Below are 16,974 nucleotides of genomic sequence, written 5' to 3'. Positions count from 1 at the left end.
GGTACTGGCGAAAATGCGACGACAGCGATTAGCGAGTATTCAATGGCAGACGATGCGCTACGGCCTGATGATGGTGTTTTTTTCCGTGCTGCTGGCCTCTGTTGCATTTGCCATCATATTCTTCATATGGCGCGACGATCCGCACATCATCCGGTGGTACAGCGAGCACATCTTTCACTCGCAGGCGGCGTACTGGCTGGAGAGCTACCTGCCGTTTTTGCTGCCGGAGGAGCCGACCTGGCTGGTAACGCTGCTCGCGTGGGCGGGTTCGCTGCTGGTAGGGGCACTGACCGGCCTGATCGGCTTCTACATTCACGGGAACATGCTCAAGAAGCGGGTGAACGTGCTGGGCGAAGCGGCGATGAAGCTGGGGCGGGGGAGCCTGTCGTACCGCGTCCCGGAGCTTGGCGCGGATGAGATCGGCGAGCTGGGGTGGCAGCTCAACAAGCTGGCCTCACAATGGCAGGAGCAGGTTGCCTCCTTGCAGCGCCTGTCCAATCACAATGCGGCGTTGGCCGAGCAGCTTCAGCATACGGCGGTGACCGAGGAGCGGCAGCGCCTCGCGCGCGAGCTGCACGACGCTGTCAGCCAGCAGTTGTTTGCGATCGCCATGACGACGGCAGCGCTCAAGCGACTCGTTGAGAAAAATCCGCAGCGTGCCGCTCAGCAGATCGAACTGGTCGAGGAGATGGCGGCGGCGGCCCAGGCAGAGATGCGAGCATTGCTATTGCATCTGCGTCCGGCAACCTTGCAAAACAAAAGCTTGAAGGAAGCGATCCAGGATTTGCTGGAGGAGTTGACCCGCAAAAACAGCCTGGAGATCATTTCCGAAATTGAAGACGTACAGGGGCTGTCGAGTGGAATCGAGGACCATCTGTTCCGTATCTTGCAGGAGTCGTTTTCCAATACGCTTCGCCATGCCAAAGCCAGTCAGATCGTGGTGAAGCTGTTTACGCTGGAAGGACAGGTGCGCATGCGAATCGCTGATAACGGCGTCGGCTTTGACCCTGACGGAGAAAAGCTGACTTCGTACGGACTGCGCAGCATGCAAGAGCGGGTCGCAGAAGTCGGCGGCTCCTTGGATATATATTCGGCAGTAGGCAAGGGAACGCAAGTCGAAGTGCGGATTCCCTTGGTGATCCAGACGGAACACATGGAAGGTGAGGGAAATCCGTGATTCGAGTGATACTGGTAGACGACCATGAAATGGTGAGAATGGGGCTCGCCGCCTACTTGTCCACCGAGGACGATATTGAAGTGGTGGCAGAAGCGGGATCAGGCGAGGAAGGGGTAAAGCTGACCGTAGAGCTGAAACCCGATGTTGTGCTGATGGATCTGGTGATGGACGGGATTGGCGGTGTCGAGGCGACCCGTCGCATCCGGGAAGCCTGCCCGTCGGCAAAAGTCATTGTGCTCACCAGCTTTATCGACGATGAAAAGGTGTACCCGGTGATCGAGGCAGGTGCCTTCAGCTATTTGTTGAAAACGTCGCGGGCAGCCGAGATCGTCCGGGCGATTCGCGCCGCAGCAGCCGGGGAGCCGATCCTCGAGTCACGCGTCGCGGGCAAGATCATGGCCCGCTTCCGGCACGGGCAGGAATCGTTCCCGCATGAGCAGTTGACCGCCCGAGAGATGGAGGTGCTGCGGCTGATCGGAAAAGGCAAGTCCAACCAGGAGATCGCCGATGAGCTCATCATCGGAATCAAGACGGTCAAAACCCACGTCAGCAATATCCTGGCGAAATTGCAAGTGGAAGACCGCACGCAAGCGGCGATCTACGTTCACACGCACAATCTGCTGTAAGCTGCATGGCGGCTGGCTCACTCCTGAAAAGGGGTGAGTTTTTTTTCGGGATGTGGTAAAGATAGTAAGTAACAGATCGGAGGAAGGAGGGAGATGAATGAGGCACAGGCCGCAATCGCGCTCCAAGGTTATGCAGGCAGGAAGCGGCGTGGACATCATCGGAGACGTGCACGGCTGCTACGATGAATTTATTCAGTTGCTGCACAAGCTCGGGTATGAACCGGATCGCAGCGATATTTATCGGCACAAGGATGGGAGAAAGCTGCTTTCACTGGGCGACATCACGAGCAGAGGTCCGTACTCAATCAAAATGCTGCAATTTTTTATTCGCCACACCGCGGCCAAAGCAGCGGAAATGGTCGACAGCAACCACGGCTGGAAGATTGCCCGCTGGCTGGATGGCAGGCCTGTCACACTGGCGCACGGGGATGAAAAAGTGGAAGAGGAGTTTCGCCAATACCAGCAGGAGCACGGCAGCAAAAAAGCGGAGATGCTCAAAGACCAAAGCCGCAGGTTGCTCTTTTCTTCTCCCTCGCACATGATGATCAAACAAAACGAAGAGGTTGTCGCGGTCGCCGTCCATGCGGGCATCCTCGATGATTACATAGGGGTCGACGCCCCGGTTGTTCACACCTTTTGCCGCTATGGCAATGTGGCCGGGGTCGGACCGGATGGCCGCCCGATACGTCTCGACTGGGCACAGGAACGAAAGGTATCACGGCCGTTGATCGTCTGGGGGCACGACCCCAGGCCGCAGCCGGAGAGGAAAAACGGAACTGTCAACATCGACCAGGGTTGCGTGTTCGGCGGCATGCTCACCGCCTATCGCTTTCCGGAGGACGAGCTGATCAGCGTGCCCGCGCAGAGCAATTACTCAGGATTGCACGACACTCCGCTCACCCGCTACATGGCGGAGTAATCACATCATTTTCAATCGTGGAATGTACTTCGCTTCCATCTATGGTACAATAGAGGGTGTACATTATTTACAAATAGAGGATGGTAATGCATACATGGCATGGTACAATTGGGTGATTCCCATCGTCACACTGCTCCTGGGGCTCGTCGGAGGGTTCTACGGAGCGACCTATTATCTGAAAAAGCAAATGGCGAACATGCAGATGGACGAAAAGCAACTGCAAGCAATGGCTCGTTCTATGGGCATGAATTTGAATCAGAAGCAATTGAAACAGATGAGCCGGACTATGAAAAATATGAAAATGCCTAATAAATTCGGCAAGTAACGGCGAAAGGGTGTCGCGTAATGAGCAGGACTCGTCTGCGCTACACGATGATCGGATTTATCATCGGGGTATTTTTTGTCTATATGAAAGAGCTGCCTGTGGCCGACGGCGTTCGGTTCGCAGCGCCCTTTTACGGGGCGGGCATAGGCCTGCTGATTGACGGGATCATCCTTCGTGTGAGACAGCAAAAAGGAAACGAAAAATAAAAGTCTGGCTGCATGCCAGGCTTTTTGCTTTTTGATTGACAACGGCGTCGGAAAAGTGGTAAAGTTCAAATGTGCTTTTGGCAGATACTTACATACGAAGGGAGAAATGCGTCGTGAAAAGCAATCGTTTGGCATACGCAGGCAATTGCATACATGACGTAACCACTCCATTTACGCAGCGATAACGGCGGGTTGTCTGCTCCAGACAGCCTGTACGATACAATGGCGCGGGTTATGGTTATGACTCGGGCCTTTTTCATGTTTGGCAGGAGAAGGCATATTGCTTCAGGGCAGTATGTCTTTTTGCTTCTCATCGCGCCAAGCTATCGAAAGCGCGCAGTCAGGCTCGCAGGTGGTGAACAAGAGAGGAGATGAGCGGATGTTTTCCGTCTTGAGGAAACTTGACTGGTTTTTCAAGGAGCATTGGAAGCGGTATACCATAGCCATTTTTTTTCTGGTCGTGGCCAGCTTCATCGAGTTGGTGCCGCCCCGGCTGATCGGCATGTCCATCGACGAAATTTACCTGGGGACACTGACGGAACAAGGTCTTTCCAACCTGCTGTGGCTCTACGTAGCGGTCGCCATCGGGCTGTATATCATCAACTACTGGTGGATCACGGCTCTGTTTGGCGGCGCGTTTTTGGCTGAGCGCACCCTGCGCCGGAAGCTGGTCAATCACTTCTTGAGCATGACCCCCGTCTTTTTTCAGCGCAACCGCACAGGGGATTTGATGGCGCGGGCGACCAATGATCTGAAGGCGGTATCGATGACGACGGGCAACGGAATTTTGAGCCTGGTCGACGTGGTCGCTTTCGCCGGAGCGATTCTCGTGATGATGTTCGGCTTCATTAGCTGGAAGCTGGCGCTCGTCTCGATCTTGCCGATGCCGCTGATGGCATTCTTGATCAACCGCTACGGCAAGCAAATACACACACGTTTTTCCCGTGCCCAGGATTCCTTCGGCCAGTTGAACGACCGCGTGCTGGAGTCAATCGCCGGTGTGCGCGTCATCCGCGCGTTTGTACAGGAGGCGGCAGACCAGAAGCGGTTTGGCGAGATGGCCGAGGAAGTGTACGCGAAAAATATGGAGGTCGCCAAGATCGATTCGCTGATTGAACCGACGATCAAGCTGCTGGTCGGGATCAGCTACATGCTCGGGTTTATTTATGGCGGATTTCTCGTCTTCCGGCAGGAGTTGACGCTGGGCGAACTGGTCACCTTCAACGTCTACCTGGGCATGCTGATCTGGCCGATGTTCGGGATCGGGGAGCTGATCAACATCATGCAGCGGGGCAGCGCTTCGCTGGATCGCGTCAACGAGACCCTGTCCTATCAGGTGGAGGTGCGAGATCCAGAAAAACCGGTCGATGTCGAGGTGCCTCAGACGATTTGCTTCGAGCAGGTCAGCTTTCGCTATCCGCTGGCGGCGTCCGAGCAGTTGCGCGACATTTCGTTCACACTGCGCCGGGGGCAGACGCTGGGCATCGTCGGACGTACCGGCAGCGGCAAAACGACGCTCGTGCGCCAGCTTTTGCGGTACTATCCGCTGGGGAGCGGATCGATTACCATTTCCGGACAGCCGCTGGAGAACATACCGGTGGATACCATCCGAAGCTGGGTCGGCTACGTCCCTCAGGAGCAGATTCTGTTTTCCAAAACCGTGCGCGAAAATGTGCAGTTCGGCAAGCGGGATGCGGCGGAAGAGGAGTTGCAGCGAGCCTTGCAACTGTCCGCGTTTGCCAAGGATGTTCACTTTCTGCCGCAAGGACTGGAGACGCTCGTCGGGGAAAAGGGAGTCGCCCTGTCCGGCGGTCAAAAGCAGCGGGTGTCCATCTCCCGGGCTTTGCTCATCCAGCCGGAAATTCTCATCTTGGACGATGCCATGTCTGCGGTAGACGGACGGACAGAGGCGGAGATGATCGCCAATCTGCGCCGCGAGCGGGCGGGCAAAACGACGCTGATTACGACGCACCGGCTTTCGGCTGTGCAGCATGCAGACCTGATCCTGGTGCTGGACGAAGGGAGAATCGTCCAGTCGGGAACGCATGAACAGCTTCTCGCCGAGGAGGGCTGGTACCGGGAGCAGTACGAGCGGCAGCAGGTGGAGGCTGCGATCCAGACAGACAGGCAGGTGAACGCATGAGTACGATGAGACGATTGGTTGCCATTGCGGCCCAGTGCAAAAAGACCATTCTGCTATCGCTGTTGATGCTGTCGATGGCGGTAACGGCGGAGCTGAGCGGGCCCTTTTTGGCGAAAAAACTGATTGACACCCATATCATGGGCATCGAGCTGCCCTGGTACGAGACGGGCGAGCAGCCGTATGCGGTCGAGTATCAGGGGAAGTGGTATACGCGCGAGGATCATATGCCAGAGGCGGGGGCAAGCGGGCAGGAAGTACGTATTTTGCAGGTGGGACGCTCCTACTACTTCGTACCGGGACCCGTCGCCTTTGACGGGGAGCGCTCCGTCACCGACGCGCAGCTTGTGATTGCGTACGGAGCAGATCGCGCCGTCTACCCGGCGGAGAAGTTGAGCGCCGAGCAGGTATTTGCCTTTTTCCGGCCGGAGGTAGAGGGGCTGCTCACGCTTGCCGCCATTTATTTCTTTCTGCAGGTGATCGCCGCCTTTTTCCACTACGGCCAAAAGTACAACCTGCAAAAAGCAGCCAACCAGGTCATCCTGAAGCTGCGCACCGATGTATTTGCCCACATCCAGCGCTTGCCCGTAACGTATTTTGACAACCTGCCGGCGGGCAAAATCGTCGCCCGCATCACCAACGACACCGAGGCGATCCGCGAGCTGTTCGCCAATGTGCTCGGAGCCATTTTTACGAGCAGCGTGTATCTGATCGGGATTTTCACCGCGCTCTTCCTGCTGGATGTGCGTTTGGCTGTAGCCTGTCTGTTCATCCTGCCGATCATGGTCGCCTGGATCGCACTCTACAGAAAGTATGCCAGCCGCTACAACTACACGATCCGCTCGCTCATCAGCGACATCAACGGCATGATCAACGAAGCGATCCAGGGCATGCCGATAATCCAGGCCTTTCGCCGGGAAAAAGAAACGATGCGGGAATTCGCCGAATACAACGACAAGCATTTCGCCTATCAAAACAAGCTGCAGCGCTTCAATGCGACTGTTTCCTTCAATCTGTCCATGCTGCTGCGGAATGCCGCTTTTATCGTTTTGATCTGGTACGTCGGCGGCGCGTCACTCGGGATAGGGACGATTTTCTCGCTCGGCGTCATGTACGCCTTTGTCGATTACCTCAACCGGATGTTCGAGCCGATCACGCAAATCATGCGGCAGTTGACCATGTTTGAGCAGTCGCGGGTAGCAGCCCAGCGCGTATTCGAGGTGCTCGATCAGCCAGGTACAGAGGTAGGCGAGGGGAGCATCCCCCGCTACGAGGGACATGTGCGCTTTGACAATGTCTCCTTTGCCTACCAGGATGAACAGTACGTGCTCAAAAATATTACCTTTGAAGCGAAAAAGGGCGAGACGGTAGCGTTGGTCGGCCATACCGGATCAGGCAAAAGCTCGATTATCAACTTGCTGTTCCGCTTCTACGATGTCAGCCGGGGAGCGATCCTCATCGACGGGCGGGATGTACGGGAAATGCCCAAGCAGCTTGTACGGCAGCATATGGCGATCGTCCTGCAGGACCCGTTTTTGTTTACTGGCACGATCGCATCCAACGTCAGTCTCGACTCGCCGGCAATCTCCCGCGAGCGGGTCGAACAGGCGCTGCGCGACGTCGGGGCAGGACCGTTCCTCGCCACCTTGCCCAAAGGCTGTGACGAGCCGGTGCTGGAAAAGGGCAGCACGCTGTCAGCCGGTCAGCGCCAGCTCATTTCGTTTGCCCGGGCACTCGCCTTTGATCCGGCGATTCTCGTGCTGGACGAAGCGACAGCGAGCATCGATACGGAGACGGAGGAGATCATCCAGCGGGCGCTTGAGGTCGTGAAAGAGGGCAGAACGACCTTCATCATCGCACACCGCCTGTCCACGATCAAAAACGCCGACCAGATCCTCGTCCTCGACCACGGAGAGGTCGTCGAGCGGGGCAGCCACGAGCAATTGATGAACAAGCGCGGCAGATACTATCACATGTATCGGTTTCAGCAAGGGGAGCTGTCCGTCGCTGACGCGCTGTCTCCTGCTTCCGGTTAACAACAAGCAAGGCTCCTCCCGATAAGTGGGGAGGAGCCTTGAGCTTTGTCTTGCATGTGTGTTCGATCAGGTAAAGATCAGTTCGTATATCATTTTGCCCATCAAGGCGATCGAGACGATCAAAAAGAGCGGACGGACGTAGCGAACCCCTGTCTTGATTGCCACTCTCGCCCCGATGCTTGCTCCCAGCAGCATGGCTACCCCCATCACCAGACCCGTGAGGAAGATCACTTTGCCGTCCAGGGCGAAAACGAACAGGGCGGAGATGTTGCTGGCCAGGTTCAGGATACGCCCGTTCCCTGCCGCGATGACGAAATCATAGCCGAACAACAAAACCATCAAAAAGACGAAAAACGAACCGGTTCCCGGCCCGAAGAAGCCGTCGTAAAAACCGATCAGAAACGTGATCGGGATGCCGAGTCCGAGGGAGAAACGGGTCAGTCCCTTGAAGTTGGAATCCTGGCCAAACCGCTTGTTGAACAAGGTGTAGACAAAAATCAGCGCCATCATAATGACGACGAGAATTTTCAGCAATTCCTGAGGTACAAACAGGACCGTCTTGGCTCCAAAATACGCCCCGACCAATGAGACAGGAAAGAGGATCAGCATCAGCTTCTTGTCAAACTTGCCGCTGCGGATAAAGGTGAAAGAACTGGTAGCGGAAGAAATGGTCCCGGCCAGTTTGTTCGTCCCCAGTGCCATGTAAGGTGGAATCCCCAAACCGAGCAGGGCGGGCAGCGAAATCAGTCCTCCGCCCCCAACGGTGCTGTCGATAAACGCGGCGATGAATCCAAAGACTGCGAGAAAGAGAATCGTAGATAAGTCCATTTCCATTTTCGGATCACCTGATTTTCTATGAATGTAAACTAATATTCAAAGTCTAGCACTCTCGCATCGATTTGCAAGAGAGAATTGAAAGAATATAATGGATCGATACTAGATTATGAAACTTAGCATACCGATTTGTTGTAAAAGTGTACCTCTTGAACTATAATAGTAGGTGTGGCTTGACCCCATACATATTAAAAGGAGGACTGTACAATGGCACATCAACTTCCTGAATTGCCTTATGCACATGATGCACTCGAACCGCACATCGACAAACAAACGATGGAGATTCACCACGGACGTCACCATGCTACGTACGTGAACAACCTGAACGCAGCACTGGAAGCACACCCAGACCTGCAAGGCAAAAGCGTGGAAGAGCTGATCAGCAACCTCGACGCTCTGCCAGAGTCTATCCGCACGGCAGTTCGCAACAACGGTGGCGGACATGCAAACCACACCCTGTTCTGGGAAATCCTCAGCCCGAATGGCGGCGGCGCGCCAACTGGCGAACTGGCTGACGCGATCAACGCAGCGTTCGGCAGCTTCGACAACTTCAAAGCTGAGTTTGCCAAAGCAGCTACCGGCCGTTTCGGTTCCGGTTGGGCTTGGCTCATCGTAGATGGCGGAAAAGTAGCAATCACTTCTACGCCAAACCAAGACAGCCCGGTAATGGAAGGCAAAACGCCAATCCTCGGTCTGGACGTATGGGAGCATGCATACTACCTGAAATATCAAAACAAACGCCCTGACTACATCGGTGCTTTCTGGAACGTAGTGAACTGGGATGAAGTAAGCAAGCGCTACGCTGCTGCGAAGTAACGAGACGCGTTTGTGGCAGTACAAGGCTTGTCGCATGGAATATGCGGCAAGCTTTTTTTGTACGCAGATTTACCTTGGTCCCTACATAAGGTAATCTGTTTATGGAATGAACTATCTCAGGCGGTGAACAGAGTGGGAAAAAGTAGGGTTTGTGATGAATAAGAAAGTAGGCATTATTGACTTGGGTTCCAACACGGCTCGGCTGGTCATTTACCAACAGTACGAACACAGCCAGCTTTATGAGGTGGATAATATCAAACGAGTGCTTCGTCTCAGCGGGCATTTGCAGGAAGGCCGTTTTGACGAAGCCGGTATCGAAAAGACGCTTGCCTGCATGCGCCAATTCAAGGATATGCTGGACGCAAGCAATGTTACGGAAATCAAGGGGGTAGCCACTGCGGCATTCCGCCAGGCAGAAAACGGGGCGGAGCTGGCGAAGCGGATCGAGACAGAGACGGGCATCCCGATCAAGATTTTGTCCGGCGAAGAAGAGGCCCGCTATGGCTATCTGGCTGTCATGCACAGCATGAGCGTAAACGAAGGCATCACGGTAGACATCGGCGGAGGAAGCACGGAGGTTACATACTTTCAAAACCGCCAGTTGAAGCACTGTACGAGCTTGCCATTTGGCATCGTCAGCCTGACGAAACTGTTTTTGAACGACGATCCGCCACAGCCGTACGAGCTCGCCCGGCTTTCCCAGTTTATCAAAGACCAGCTTTCCGTCCTCGACTGGATCAAGGACAAGCAATGTCCGGTGATTGCCATTGGCGGGACAGCCCGCAATTTGGCCAAGGTCGACCAGCGGCAGCGGAACTACTCACTCGGCAGCGTGCATCAGTACAGTATCGCTCCGGATCAAACCGCTCGCATTTTGCAACAGTTGAGCGCCTTACCCTGCGAGGAGCGCAAGCAAATTCCCGGGCTGTCCAAAGATCGGGCCGATGTCATCGTGGCCGGGATCGCTGTCTTTTCCTGCCTGCTGGAGTATGTCGGCAGCAACAGCCTGCTGATTAGCAACAAAGGACTGCGCGACGGCGTGCTGTACGAAACCGTGGGCCAGGACCAGCCTGTTCCGGCGGTGCGAGACATACGCCGCAACAGTGCCGAGCTGTTTATGTCCCGCTATCAGGTCGACAAGCAAATCGCCCGCCACGTAGCCGATCTGGCTGTCCGCTCCTTCGACGAGGGCCGGCGCCTTCAGCTGCACCCATACGGCAACGAAGAGCGGGAGCTTTTGGAGACAGCGGCATTGCTGCACGACGTAGGCAGATCGATCAATCTCTATGAAGCCTCGCAGCATACCTATTACCTGCTTTCCAATGTGTTGCTCTTAGGATTCAGTCACCGGGAGCGTCTCTTAATCTCCATGATATCTTCATATAAAAATAACAAACAACTGACGTCTCAGCTCTTAAAACATAAGGATATTATGATAAAATCAGACAAAGAGACGATAGAAAAGCTGGGTCACTTGCTCTTGCTGGCAAAGACGCTCGATCGCTCCAAGACACAGCGAATCAAAGAGCTTCGCTGGCGGGATACTCCCCAGGGCATCGTGCTGCAATGTACGAGCGAACGGGATGAGCTGCTGGAGTTTTCCCTGCTGGAAGACATCCTGGCAAAGCTCACCAAGGTGTTCAAACGCCCCTTTTCCTATGAAGTCTCGTAAGGAAAAAAGACATTCCTTTTATCCTGTTATCTGATTTCAGTAAAGAGGTTGATACGGCATGTATGACTTCGGTTCATCTGACTACTACATCAATCGCGAACTGAGCTGGGTTGCGTTTAACGAACGGGTCCTGGAAGAGGCAGCCAACCCGGCCAACCCTCTGTTTGAGCGTTTGCAGTTTCTCGCCATTACGAGCAGCAATTTTGACGAGTTTTTCATGGTCAGAGTGGCAGGACTCAAGGATCAGGTTCAGGCTGGTTTGACCAAGCCGGACAATAAATCGGGGATGTCCCCCAAGGAGCAGTTGGCAGCGGTTTCGGCGCGTACCCGCATCGTTTTGGACAGGATGTTCAGCCTGTTGAAAAACGAGATCAAGCCCGAACTGGAGAAGGTCGGTATTCGCTTTTTGAATCCGAAACAGCTCACCACCGTACAGCAGGCGTTCGTTACGGATTTCTTCTATCACCATATGTATCCGGTCCTCACTCCGATGGCTGTCGACGCCAGCCATCCGTTTCCTGCGCTGCTGAACAAAAGTCTGAACCTTGCCGTTTTATTGGACAACCCGGAAGAAGAGGAGCCGCCTCTGTTCGCTGTTGTTCAGGTCCCGGCGGTGCTTCCCCGTTTTCTGCAGCTTCCGTCTCCGGAGAGCGAAGCCCATTTTATCCTGCTGGAAGACGTAATCCAGGAGCATATTCACAGCCTGTTCCAGGGGTATACGCTGCTGGAAGCAAGCCCGTTTCGCATTACCCGCAACTCCGATCTGACGATACATGAAGACGAGACCGAGGATTTGCTGGAAGCGATCCAGCAGGAGTTGAAAAAGCGAAAAATGGGAGAGCCGGTGCTGCTGGCAGTCGATGCTTCCATGAGCGAAGTGCTGGAGAAGACGTTGCAGGACTGGCTGGAGCTGGAGGATTGGGAGATTTACAGAGTCGACGGGCCGCTCGACCTCAGCTTTTTCTTCAAGTTTTACGCCTTGCCAGGGTACGATCATTTGCGCCACGAAGGGTTTGTGCCGCAACCTCCGCAGGATTTGCAAGGGGTAGACGACATTTTTGATGCGATCAAGCGAAGAGACATCTTGCTGCACCATCCGTACGAATCGTTTGACCCCGTCATCGAGTTTGTCCAGCAGGCGGCGGAAGATCCCAAGGTTCTGGCGATCAAGCAGACGCTGTATCGGGTCAGCGGCGACTCTCCGATCGTCAAGGCGCTGCTTCGGGCCGCGGACAACGGCAAGCAAGTCACCGTACTGCTCGAACTAAAAGCGCGTTTTGACGAGGAGAACAACATCGCCTGGGCGAAGACGCTGGAGCAGTCGGGCTGCCACGTCATCTACGGCGTGTACGGCTTGAAGACGCACAGTAAAATCACGCTTGTGGTGCGTGCCGAAGAGGATGGCATCCGCCGCTATGTACATATGAGCACGGGCAATTACAACGATTCTACGGCACGGGTGTACACCGACATCGGAATGTTCACGTCACGGGAGGAATTCGGGATTGACGCGACCATTTTCTTCAATCATTTGACCGGTTATTCCCATCCGCCCAGTTGGAACGTCATCTCCACAGCCCCGGTTGGCCTGCGGGAAACCTTTTTGCAGTTGATCGAAAACGAAATGAACAACAGCGCACAAGGAAAACCCGCCCGCATCATCGCGCAGATGAATTCGCTGACAGACAAAGAGATCATAGAGGCGTTGTTCCGGGCGTCGAGTGCCGGGGTCAAGATCGACCTGATCGTCCGGGGAATTTGCTGCCTGCGTCCGGGTATCCCGGGAGTGAGCGAAAACATACGCGTCTTCAGCATCGTCGGACGTTTTCTCGAACACTGCCGCATCTACTATTTTTCCAACGCAGGGGAAGAGAAAATCTATCTGTCCAGCGCCGATTGGATGACGCGCAACATGACTGCCAGGGTAGAGCTGTTGTTCCCGGTCGTGCAGGCTAATTTGCAGGAGAGGATCAAGGGAATTCTCGATCGGCTCCTGGAGGACGACGCCAAAGCCCGCATGCTGCTGTCGGACGGGACATATATCCCCGTTCCGCCCAAACATTCGGTGCCGATGAGCAGCCAGTCGTACTTCCTGGAGGAAGCCTTCCAGGCGGCGGTGCAAGGAAATTTGAATCTGCTTGCGCTGGGAGGGCGAATACTTCCGGATGCATCCAATCCCTCGCGCTGACGAAACGACATTTGCAAAAAAGAGAGACCAGCTTGCCGGTGCGAACCTGGCGAGCTTTTTCTATTTTCGCCTGCACGCGATACTGCAATTGTTGCTCTTTGGGTAATCCTGTATAATTACGGATAAAACGGGCAACAACAGCGCAGACAAGCTCCCGGAACCTTTCCGCGCCCGAGGTTTGCTTGACAGTGAACGGATCGAATTTGTGAAAAGGGGCGTTCCCAGATGACAACTGATCGTATGAATCCCAAGGTGGACGGATTTTTACGGCAAGAGAAAAAATGGAAGGAAGAATTCGAGAAGTTAAGAGAGATCGTTCTCGACTGCGAGCTGACCGAAGACTTCAAATGGATGCATCCGTGTTACACATATGAGAATAAAAACATCGTGTTGATACACGGCTTTAAAGACTTCTGCGCACTGCTGTTTCACAAAGGAGCCTTGTTGCAGGACACCCACGGGATTCTCGTCCAGCAAACGAAGAATGTACAGGCGGCGCGCCAGATTCGGTTCACCAATGTACAAGAAATCGTCGAGCTGGAGCCGATCCTGAAAACGTATATTCAGCAAGCCATTGAAGCGGAAAAAGCAGGCTTGCAAGTGAACTTGAAAGAGCATGTGGAATACAGTATTCCGGAAGAGCTGCAAACCAGGTTCGATGAAATCCCTGACCTGAAAACGGCTTTTGATGCGTTGACGCCGGGGCGGCAGAGAGCTTACATCCTGTATTTTTCGGAGCCCAAACAAGCCAAAACGCGTGTGGCAAGGGTAGAAAAATGTGTGCCGCAAATTCTTGAAGGAAAGGGACTTCGTGATTAGCGTGTCCTTCCTGATTCAAACGGGGGCTTATGTGCAAAACGTGGGCGCCTGTTTTTTTCGTGGCGGAGCTGCATCTTACTCCATTCACAAAAGAGACTGCATCCAGTATAATTACTTACAAAAAGTAACCTGATGTAATTTGTAAAGGAGCAGATATATGATGATGCCATCCCTGTTCATTGCGCATGGGGCTCCCCTGCTGGCGATCGAACACAATTCCTACACGCAGGCCGTCAACCAGCTTCCGGCGCTTTTGCCTCGCCGTCCGCGCGGGATTGTGATGTTTTCCGCGCATTACGAGGCAGGCGTGCAAGAGGTCGGCGTGATGGAGACGTTTCCGACGATTCACGACTTCGGCGGCTTTCCCCGCGAGCTGTACGAGATTCAGTACCCGGCAAAAGGGGATCGCGACATTGCCAGGGAGACCGTGGAGCTATTGCAACAAGCGGGAATCCCCGTCCGCCTGAACGAAACGCGCGGGCTCGATCACGGACATTGGGTCGTCCTGCGCCTGCTCTACCCGCAGGCAGATATTCCCGTCATCTCGATGTCGGTCAATCCGCGGTTGCCGATCGCCGAGCAGTACGAGATCGGCAAGGCGTTGCAGTCGCTTCGCTCCAAGGATGTACTGGTTGTCGGCAGCGGCGGCACAATCCACAACTTTTCCTATCTGGACATGCGAGAGCAGTCAGGCAACGCCTACGCGTGGGCAATCGAGTTCGAGGACTGGCTGCAGGATACGCTGACATCGTGGAATTTGCCTGATCTGGAACAGTATCGCACGGCAGCGCCCCACGCCGAAAAAGCGGTCCCGGCATACGGCAGCGAGCATTTTGTTCCGCTCGTCTACGCTATGGGTGCGGCTGACGATGCGCGTACGGCACGACGCTTGCACATGAGCTTTCGCTACAACAGCCTGAGCCATACCATCTGGGAATTCGGCGGTCCTGCGCGCTTGTAATACAGCCATACAAAACGACGACACACCGGCTACGTGGTGTGTCGTCGCGTTTTTACAAATCCATCGACAGAGTTCTTCCCGGGTAAAACTGCTTTTCGTCTGACACCGGATTTCCTTTTGCCGACAATGAATCAGGCGTAATCCGAAAGACGGCAGTGGCACTGCCCATGCTGGAGCGGTATTTTTGCACATGCTGCATGGAGAGCGGCTCCGGATAATAGCCCGGCACGTACTTGTCCAGCATCGCCTGCATCGCGTCCCGCATTTCTTCCGGGGACTCCACGCGCTCGATCGTCCCGGAGATAAAGACGCTCATATAGGCAGTATCGGTCATCGCCGGGACGGGATCGGCAATCGTCCCGTACTCTTCACAGACGCTGAAGCAGACGCGGTTGTTGGCGTCGATGATCGCAATTTTACGGCCGGAGTCAGCGCCGTGAAAGTAAATCCTGCCGTCCAGCCAGCAGAAGTTCAAAGGGATCACATACGGCTCTGCACCGTCTGCCAGTCCCAAAAATCCGGTCTGGGCCTGCATCAGAAAGCGGTCGATCTGTTCGGAATCGGTAATCGTGCGTTTGGAGTAACGAATCGGCATCATGGGCATGTCCTCCTGTCGGCCATCTCGGCATGAATGTTTTCACTTGCGCGTGCAAGTGATTTGGAAAATTCGGAATTTGATAAAAATAATTTTTCTGCATGCTTTTGCGTTCTTTGGGAAGACAGCAAAAGGGGCAACCCCCTCTCTGGCGGAACTCGAGTCAGGATCGCCCCACTTCGAATTACGTTTTGTTCGGATCGAGCTTTTTGCTGAGCTGTTCTTCGCCGCGGTGAATCCAGCCGACGAAGGAATCGCGGATATTCAGGTCGTAATCGAGATAGACGACCGCGACAAACATATAGTGGCTTTTTCCTTGAAAACGGGAACGGTAGCGCAGGTCGATCCACTTCACCTCGTAGCCAAAGGGACGTTCCTTTGTTTCCACATGGACGTGGTGGGTGAAGGCGAGAAACGATTTGACGCTGAAGCTCTCCCGGGCAGCAGCGATGATCTCGTTCTCCGGTTTGACCGAAAAGGTGTCCAGCACCATCACTTCACCGGCGTTGACCTCGCCCACGTACCAGTGATGCTCTGTTCGCACCACGAAGGTCCACTGGTTCCAGGACAGCGTCGGAATGATCGTATAGCGTCCGGGACGGCCGATATGCTGGCGGACCAGCTCCGTCGTCTGCTTTTGCACCTGCCATCTCCAGACGTAGTAGCAGGCGATGAGCAGATAGATGGCGAGAAAGACTTTGCCCGGGTCCAATCCGATCGCCCACAGCATAAAGCCGACGAGGTGCATGGCGAAGATCAGCGGGTCGAAGATGAAGATGACATTGAAGGCGATCCACTTGTCGCGAAACGGATACATGCCTTTGGTACCGTACGAGTTGAACAAGTCGACAAAGACGTGGAGACAGACGGCGAGAAAAATCCAACCCAACAGATGCAGCCAGTCGCTTTGCGGCAGGAAAAGCTGGATCAGGGCAAAAATCGCTCCCGTCCAGAGAAACAAGGCCGGTACAGAGTGGGACACACCTCGGTGGTTGCGGATGTAGGCAGCGCTGCCGCGAAGGCGAACGACTCCGTCCAGATCAGGAGCTTGCGAGCCGATTACCGTACCTAGCATGACTGCCTCCAGCAGACCCGGGGAGGAAGCCACGACAGGGTCGAGATGCGCCAGCCCGGCTAACCCAAAGCCCATGGCAAAATGTGTGGCGGTATCCATCGAATGTTCGTTTTCACTCCTTACTGATCGCTTTTTTTCATCTGATCGGTATCATCCCTGTTGTTTTTCGTTGCAGCTTTGAATCAATCGGTCTGGATTTCTCCATCCGGCATGGAACACATTATCTGCTTGTTCCCCGTTATGTATGGATTGTATGATGAAAAGGGTTATCCTCGCAAGGGAGGAATCGTAAATGATTACTGTATTTATCGAATACAAACTGGAGCCCGACAAGCGGGACGAGGGCATCCGCCTGCTCGCCGGGATGGAAAAGCGAATGACAGCACTCGGTGCCAGTCACTACCGATGCTGGGAAGGCGTAGACCAGCCGGGATTGTTCGTCGAAGCCTTCGAGGTGGCAGGGATGCACGAGTACGAACAGGTGAAGAAATCTCGTCTCGCCGACCAGCCGTTCTGCAACTGTGTCGCAGGCGGTGCCGCCAAGCTGCATGTGTGGGCGTTTCGCAATGCCTCGCTGTAAAGAAA

16 protein-coding genes are annotated in these 16,974 nt (G+C 54.6%); 13 read left to right on the top strand and 3 right to left on the bottom strand.

Going from position 1 to position 16,974, the window contains the following annotated elements; translation table 11 throughout:
* Positions 1-13: 13 nt before the first annotated feature.
* From ACAF76_RS17440 to ACAF76_RS17410, 7 genes are all read left to right on the top strand, one after another.
* Positions 14-1,177 (top strand): histidine kinase, encoded by a 1,164-nt coding sequence (locus ACAF76_RS17440; protein ID WP_400164745.1) that lies wholly within the window; start codon positions 14-16, stop codon positions 1,175-1,177.
* The gene (locus tag ACAF76_RS17435) at positions 1,174-1,803 is read left to right on the top strand and encodes a response regulator (RefSeq protein WP_400164744.1); all 630 of its coding nucleotides are present in this window, start codon (positions 1,174-1,176) and stop codon (positions 1,801-1,803) included. The genes ACAF76_RS17440 and ACAF76_RS17435 overlap by 4 nt, the downstream gene beginning before the upstream one ends.
* A 97-nt stretch (positions 1,804-1,900) precedes the next feature.
* Positions 1,901-2,722, top strand: a complete 822-nt coding sequence (locus tag ACAF76_RS17430; protein WP_400164743.1) for a metallophosphoesterase — start codon at positions 1,901-1,903, stop codon at positions 2,720-2,722.
* 94 nt (positions 2,723-2,816) lie between these two features.
* Positions 2,817-3,047, top strand: a complete 231-nt coding sequence (locus ACAF76_RS17425; protein WP_400164742.1) for a YneF family protein — start codon at positions 2,817-2,819, stop codon at positions 3,045-3,047.
* Positions 3,048-3,067: 20 nt separating this feature from the next.
* Positions 3,068-3,253, top strand: coding sequence for a hypothetical protein (locus ACAF76_RS17420; RefSeq protein WP_400164741.1), 186 nt, complete (start codon positions 3,068-3,070; stop codon positions 3,251-3,253).
* A gap of 379 nt (positions 3,254-3,632) precedes the next feature.
* A complete protein-coding gene (locus tag ACAF76_RS17415) occupies positions 3,633-5,396 on the top strand; it encodes an ABC transporter ATP-binding protein (protein ID WP_400164740.1) in 1,764 nt (587 codons plus the stop codon).
* Complete coding sequence (locus ACAF76_RS17410) at positions 5,393-7,429, top strand: ABC transporter ATP-binding protein (RefSeq protein ID WP_400164739.1); 2,037 nt, start codon at positions 5,393-5,395, stop codon at positions 7,427-7,429. Before ACAF76_RS17415 ends, ACAF76_RS17410 begins: the two co-directional genes overlap by 4 nt.
* Before the next feature lie 66 nt (positions 7,430-7,495).
* Here the strand turns inward: ACAF76_RS17410 and ACAF76_RS17405 are convergent, their stop codons facing one another.
* Positions 7,496-8,263 (bottom strand): sulfite exporter TauE/SafE family protein, encoded by a 768-nt coding sequence (locus tag ACAF76_RS17405; protein ID WP_400164738.1) that lies wholly within the window; start codon positions 8,261-8,263, stop codon positions 7,496-7,498.
* Between the two features lie 207 nt (positions 8,264-8,470).
* On the opposite strand from ACAF76_RS17405, the gene ACAF76_RS17400 reads away from it, so the two are divergent.
* The 5 genes from ACAF76_RS17400 (at position 8,471) to ACAF76_RS17380 (ending at position 14,719) form a co-directional block, all read left to right on the top strand.
* Positions 8,471-9,079, top strand: a complete 609-nt coding sequence (locus ACAF76_RS17400; RefSeq protein ID WP_400164737.1) for a superoxide dismutase — start codon at positions 8,471-8,473, stop codon at positions 9,077-9,079.
* Between the two features lie 154 nt (positions 9,080-9,233).
* Positions 9,234-10,751 carry an exopolyphosphatase gene (ppx, locus tag ACAF76_RS17395; RefSeq protein ID WP_400164736.1) on the top strand — a complete coding sequence of 506 codons (1,518 nt, stop codon included), beginning with the start codon at positions 9,234-9,236 and terminating at the stop codon, positions 10,749-10,751.
* 58 nt (positions 10,752-10,809) lie between these two features.
* A complete protein-coding gene (locus ACAF76_RS17390) occupies positions 10,810-12,939 on the top strand; it encodes an RNA degradosome polyphosphate kinase (RefSeq protein ID WP_400164735.1) in 2,130 nt (709 codons plus the stop codon).
* Positions 12,940-13,164: 225 nt separating this feature from the next.
* A complete protein-coding gene (locus tag ACAF76_RS17385) occupies positions 13,165-13,758 on the top strand; it encodes a YdeI family protein (protein ID WP_400164734.1) in 594 nt (197 codons plus the stop codon).
* 160 nt (positions 13,759-13,918) lie between these two features.
* A complete protein-coding gene (locus ACAF76_RS17380) occupies positions 13,919-14,719 on the top strand; it encodes a dioxygenase (RefSeq protein ID WP_400164760.1) in 801 nt (266 codons plus the stop codon).
* A 52-nt stretch (positions 14,720-14,771) separates the two neighbouring features.
* On the opposite strand, the gene ACAF76_RS17375 is transcribed toward ACAF76_RS17380, so the two are convergent.
* Positions 14,772-15,317, bottom strand: a complete 546-nt coding sequence (locus ACAF76_RS17375) for a pyridoxamine 5'-phosphate oxidase family protein (RefSeq protein WP_400164733.1) — start codon at positions 15,315-15,317, stop codon at positions 14,772-14,774.
* A gap of 181 nt (positions 15,318-15,498) precedes the next feature.
* Positions 15,499-16,488 carry a metal-dependent hydrolase gene (locus ACAF76_RS17370; protein ID WP_400164732.1) on the bottom strand — a complete coding sequence of 330 codons (990 nt, stop codon included), beginning with the start codon at positions 16,486-16,488 and terminating at the stop codon, positions 15,499-15,501.
* A 193-nt stretch (positions 16,489-16,681) separates the two neighbouring features.
* On the opposite strand from ACAF76_RS17370, the gene ACAF76_RS17365 reads away from it, so the two are divergent.
* Complete coding sequence (locus tag ACAF76_RS17365; RefSeq protein ID WP_400164731.1) at positions 16,682-16,969, top strand: hypothetical protein; 288 nt, start codon at positions 16,682-16,684, stop codon at positions 16,967-16,969.
* Positions 16,970-16,974 lie beyond the last annotated feature (5 nt).

The organism is Brevibacillus sp. TJ4 (genome assembly GCF_044627595.2).
Classification (GTDB): Bacteria; Bacillota; Bacilli; order Brevibacillales; family Brevibacillaceae; genus Brevibacillus.
This window is presented reverse-complemented; position numbering and strand designations above follow the sequence as displayed.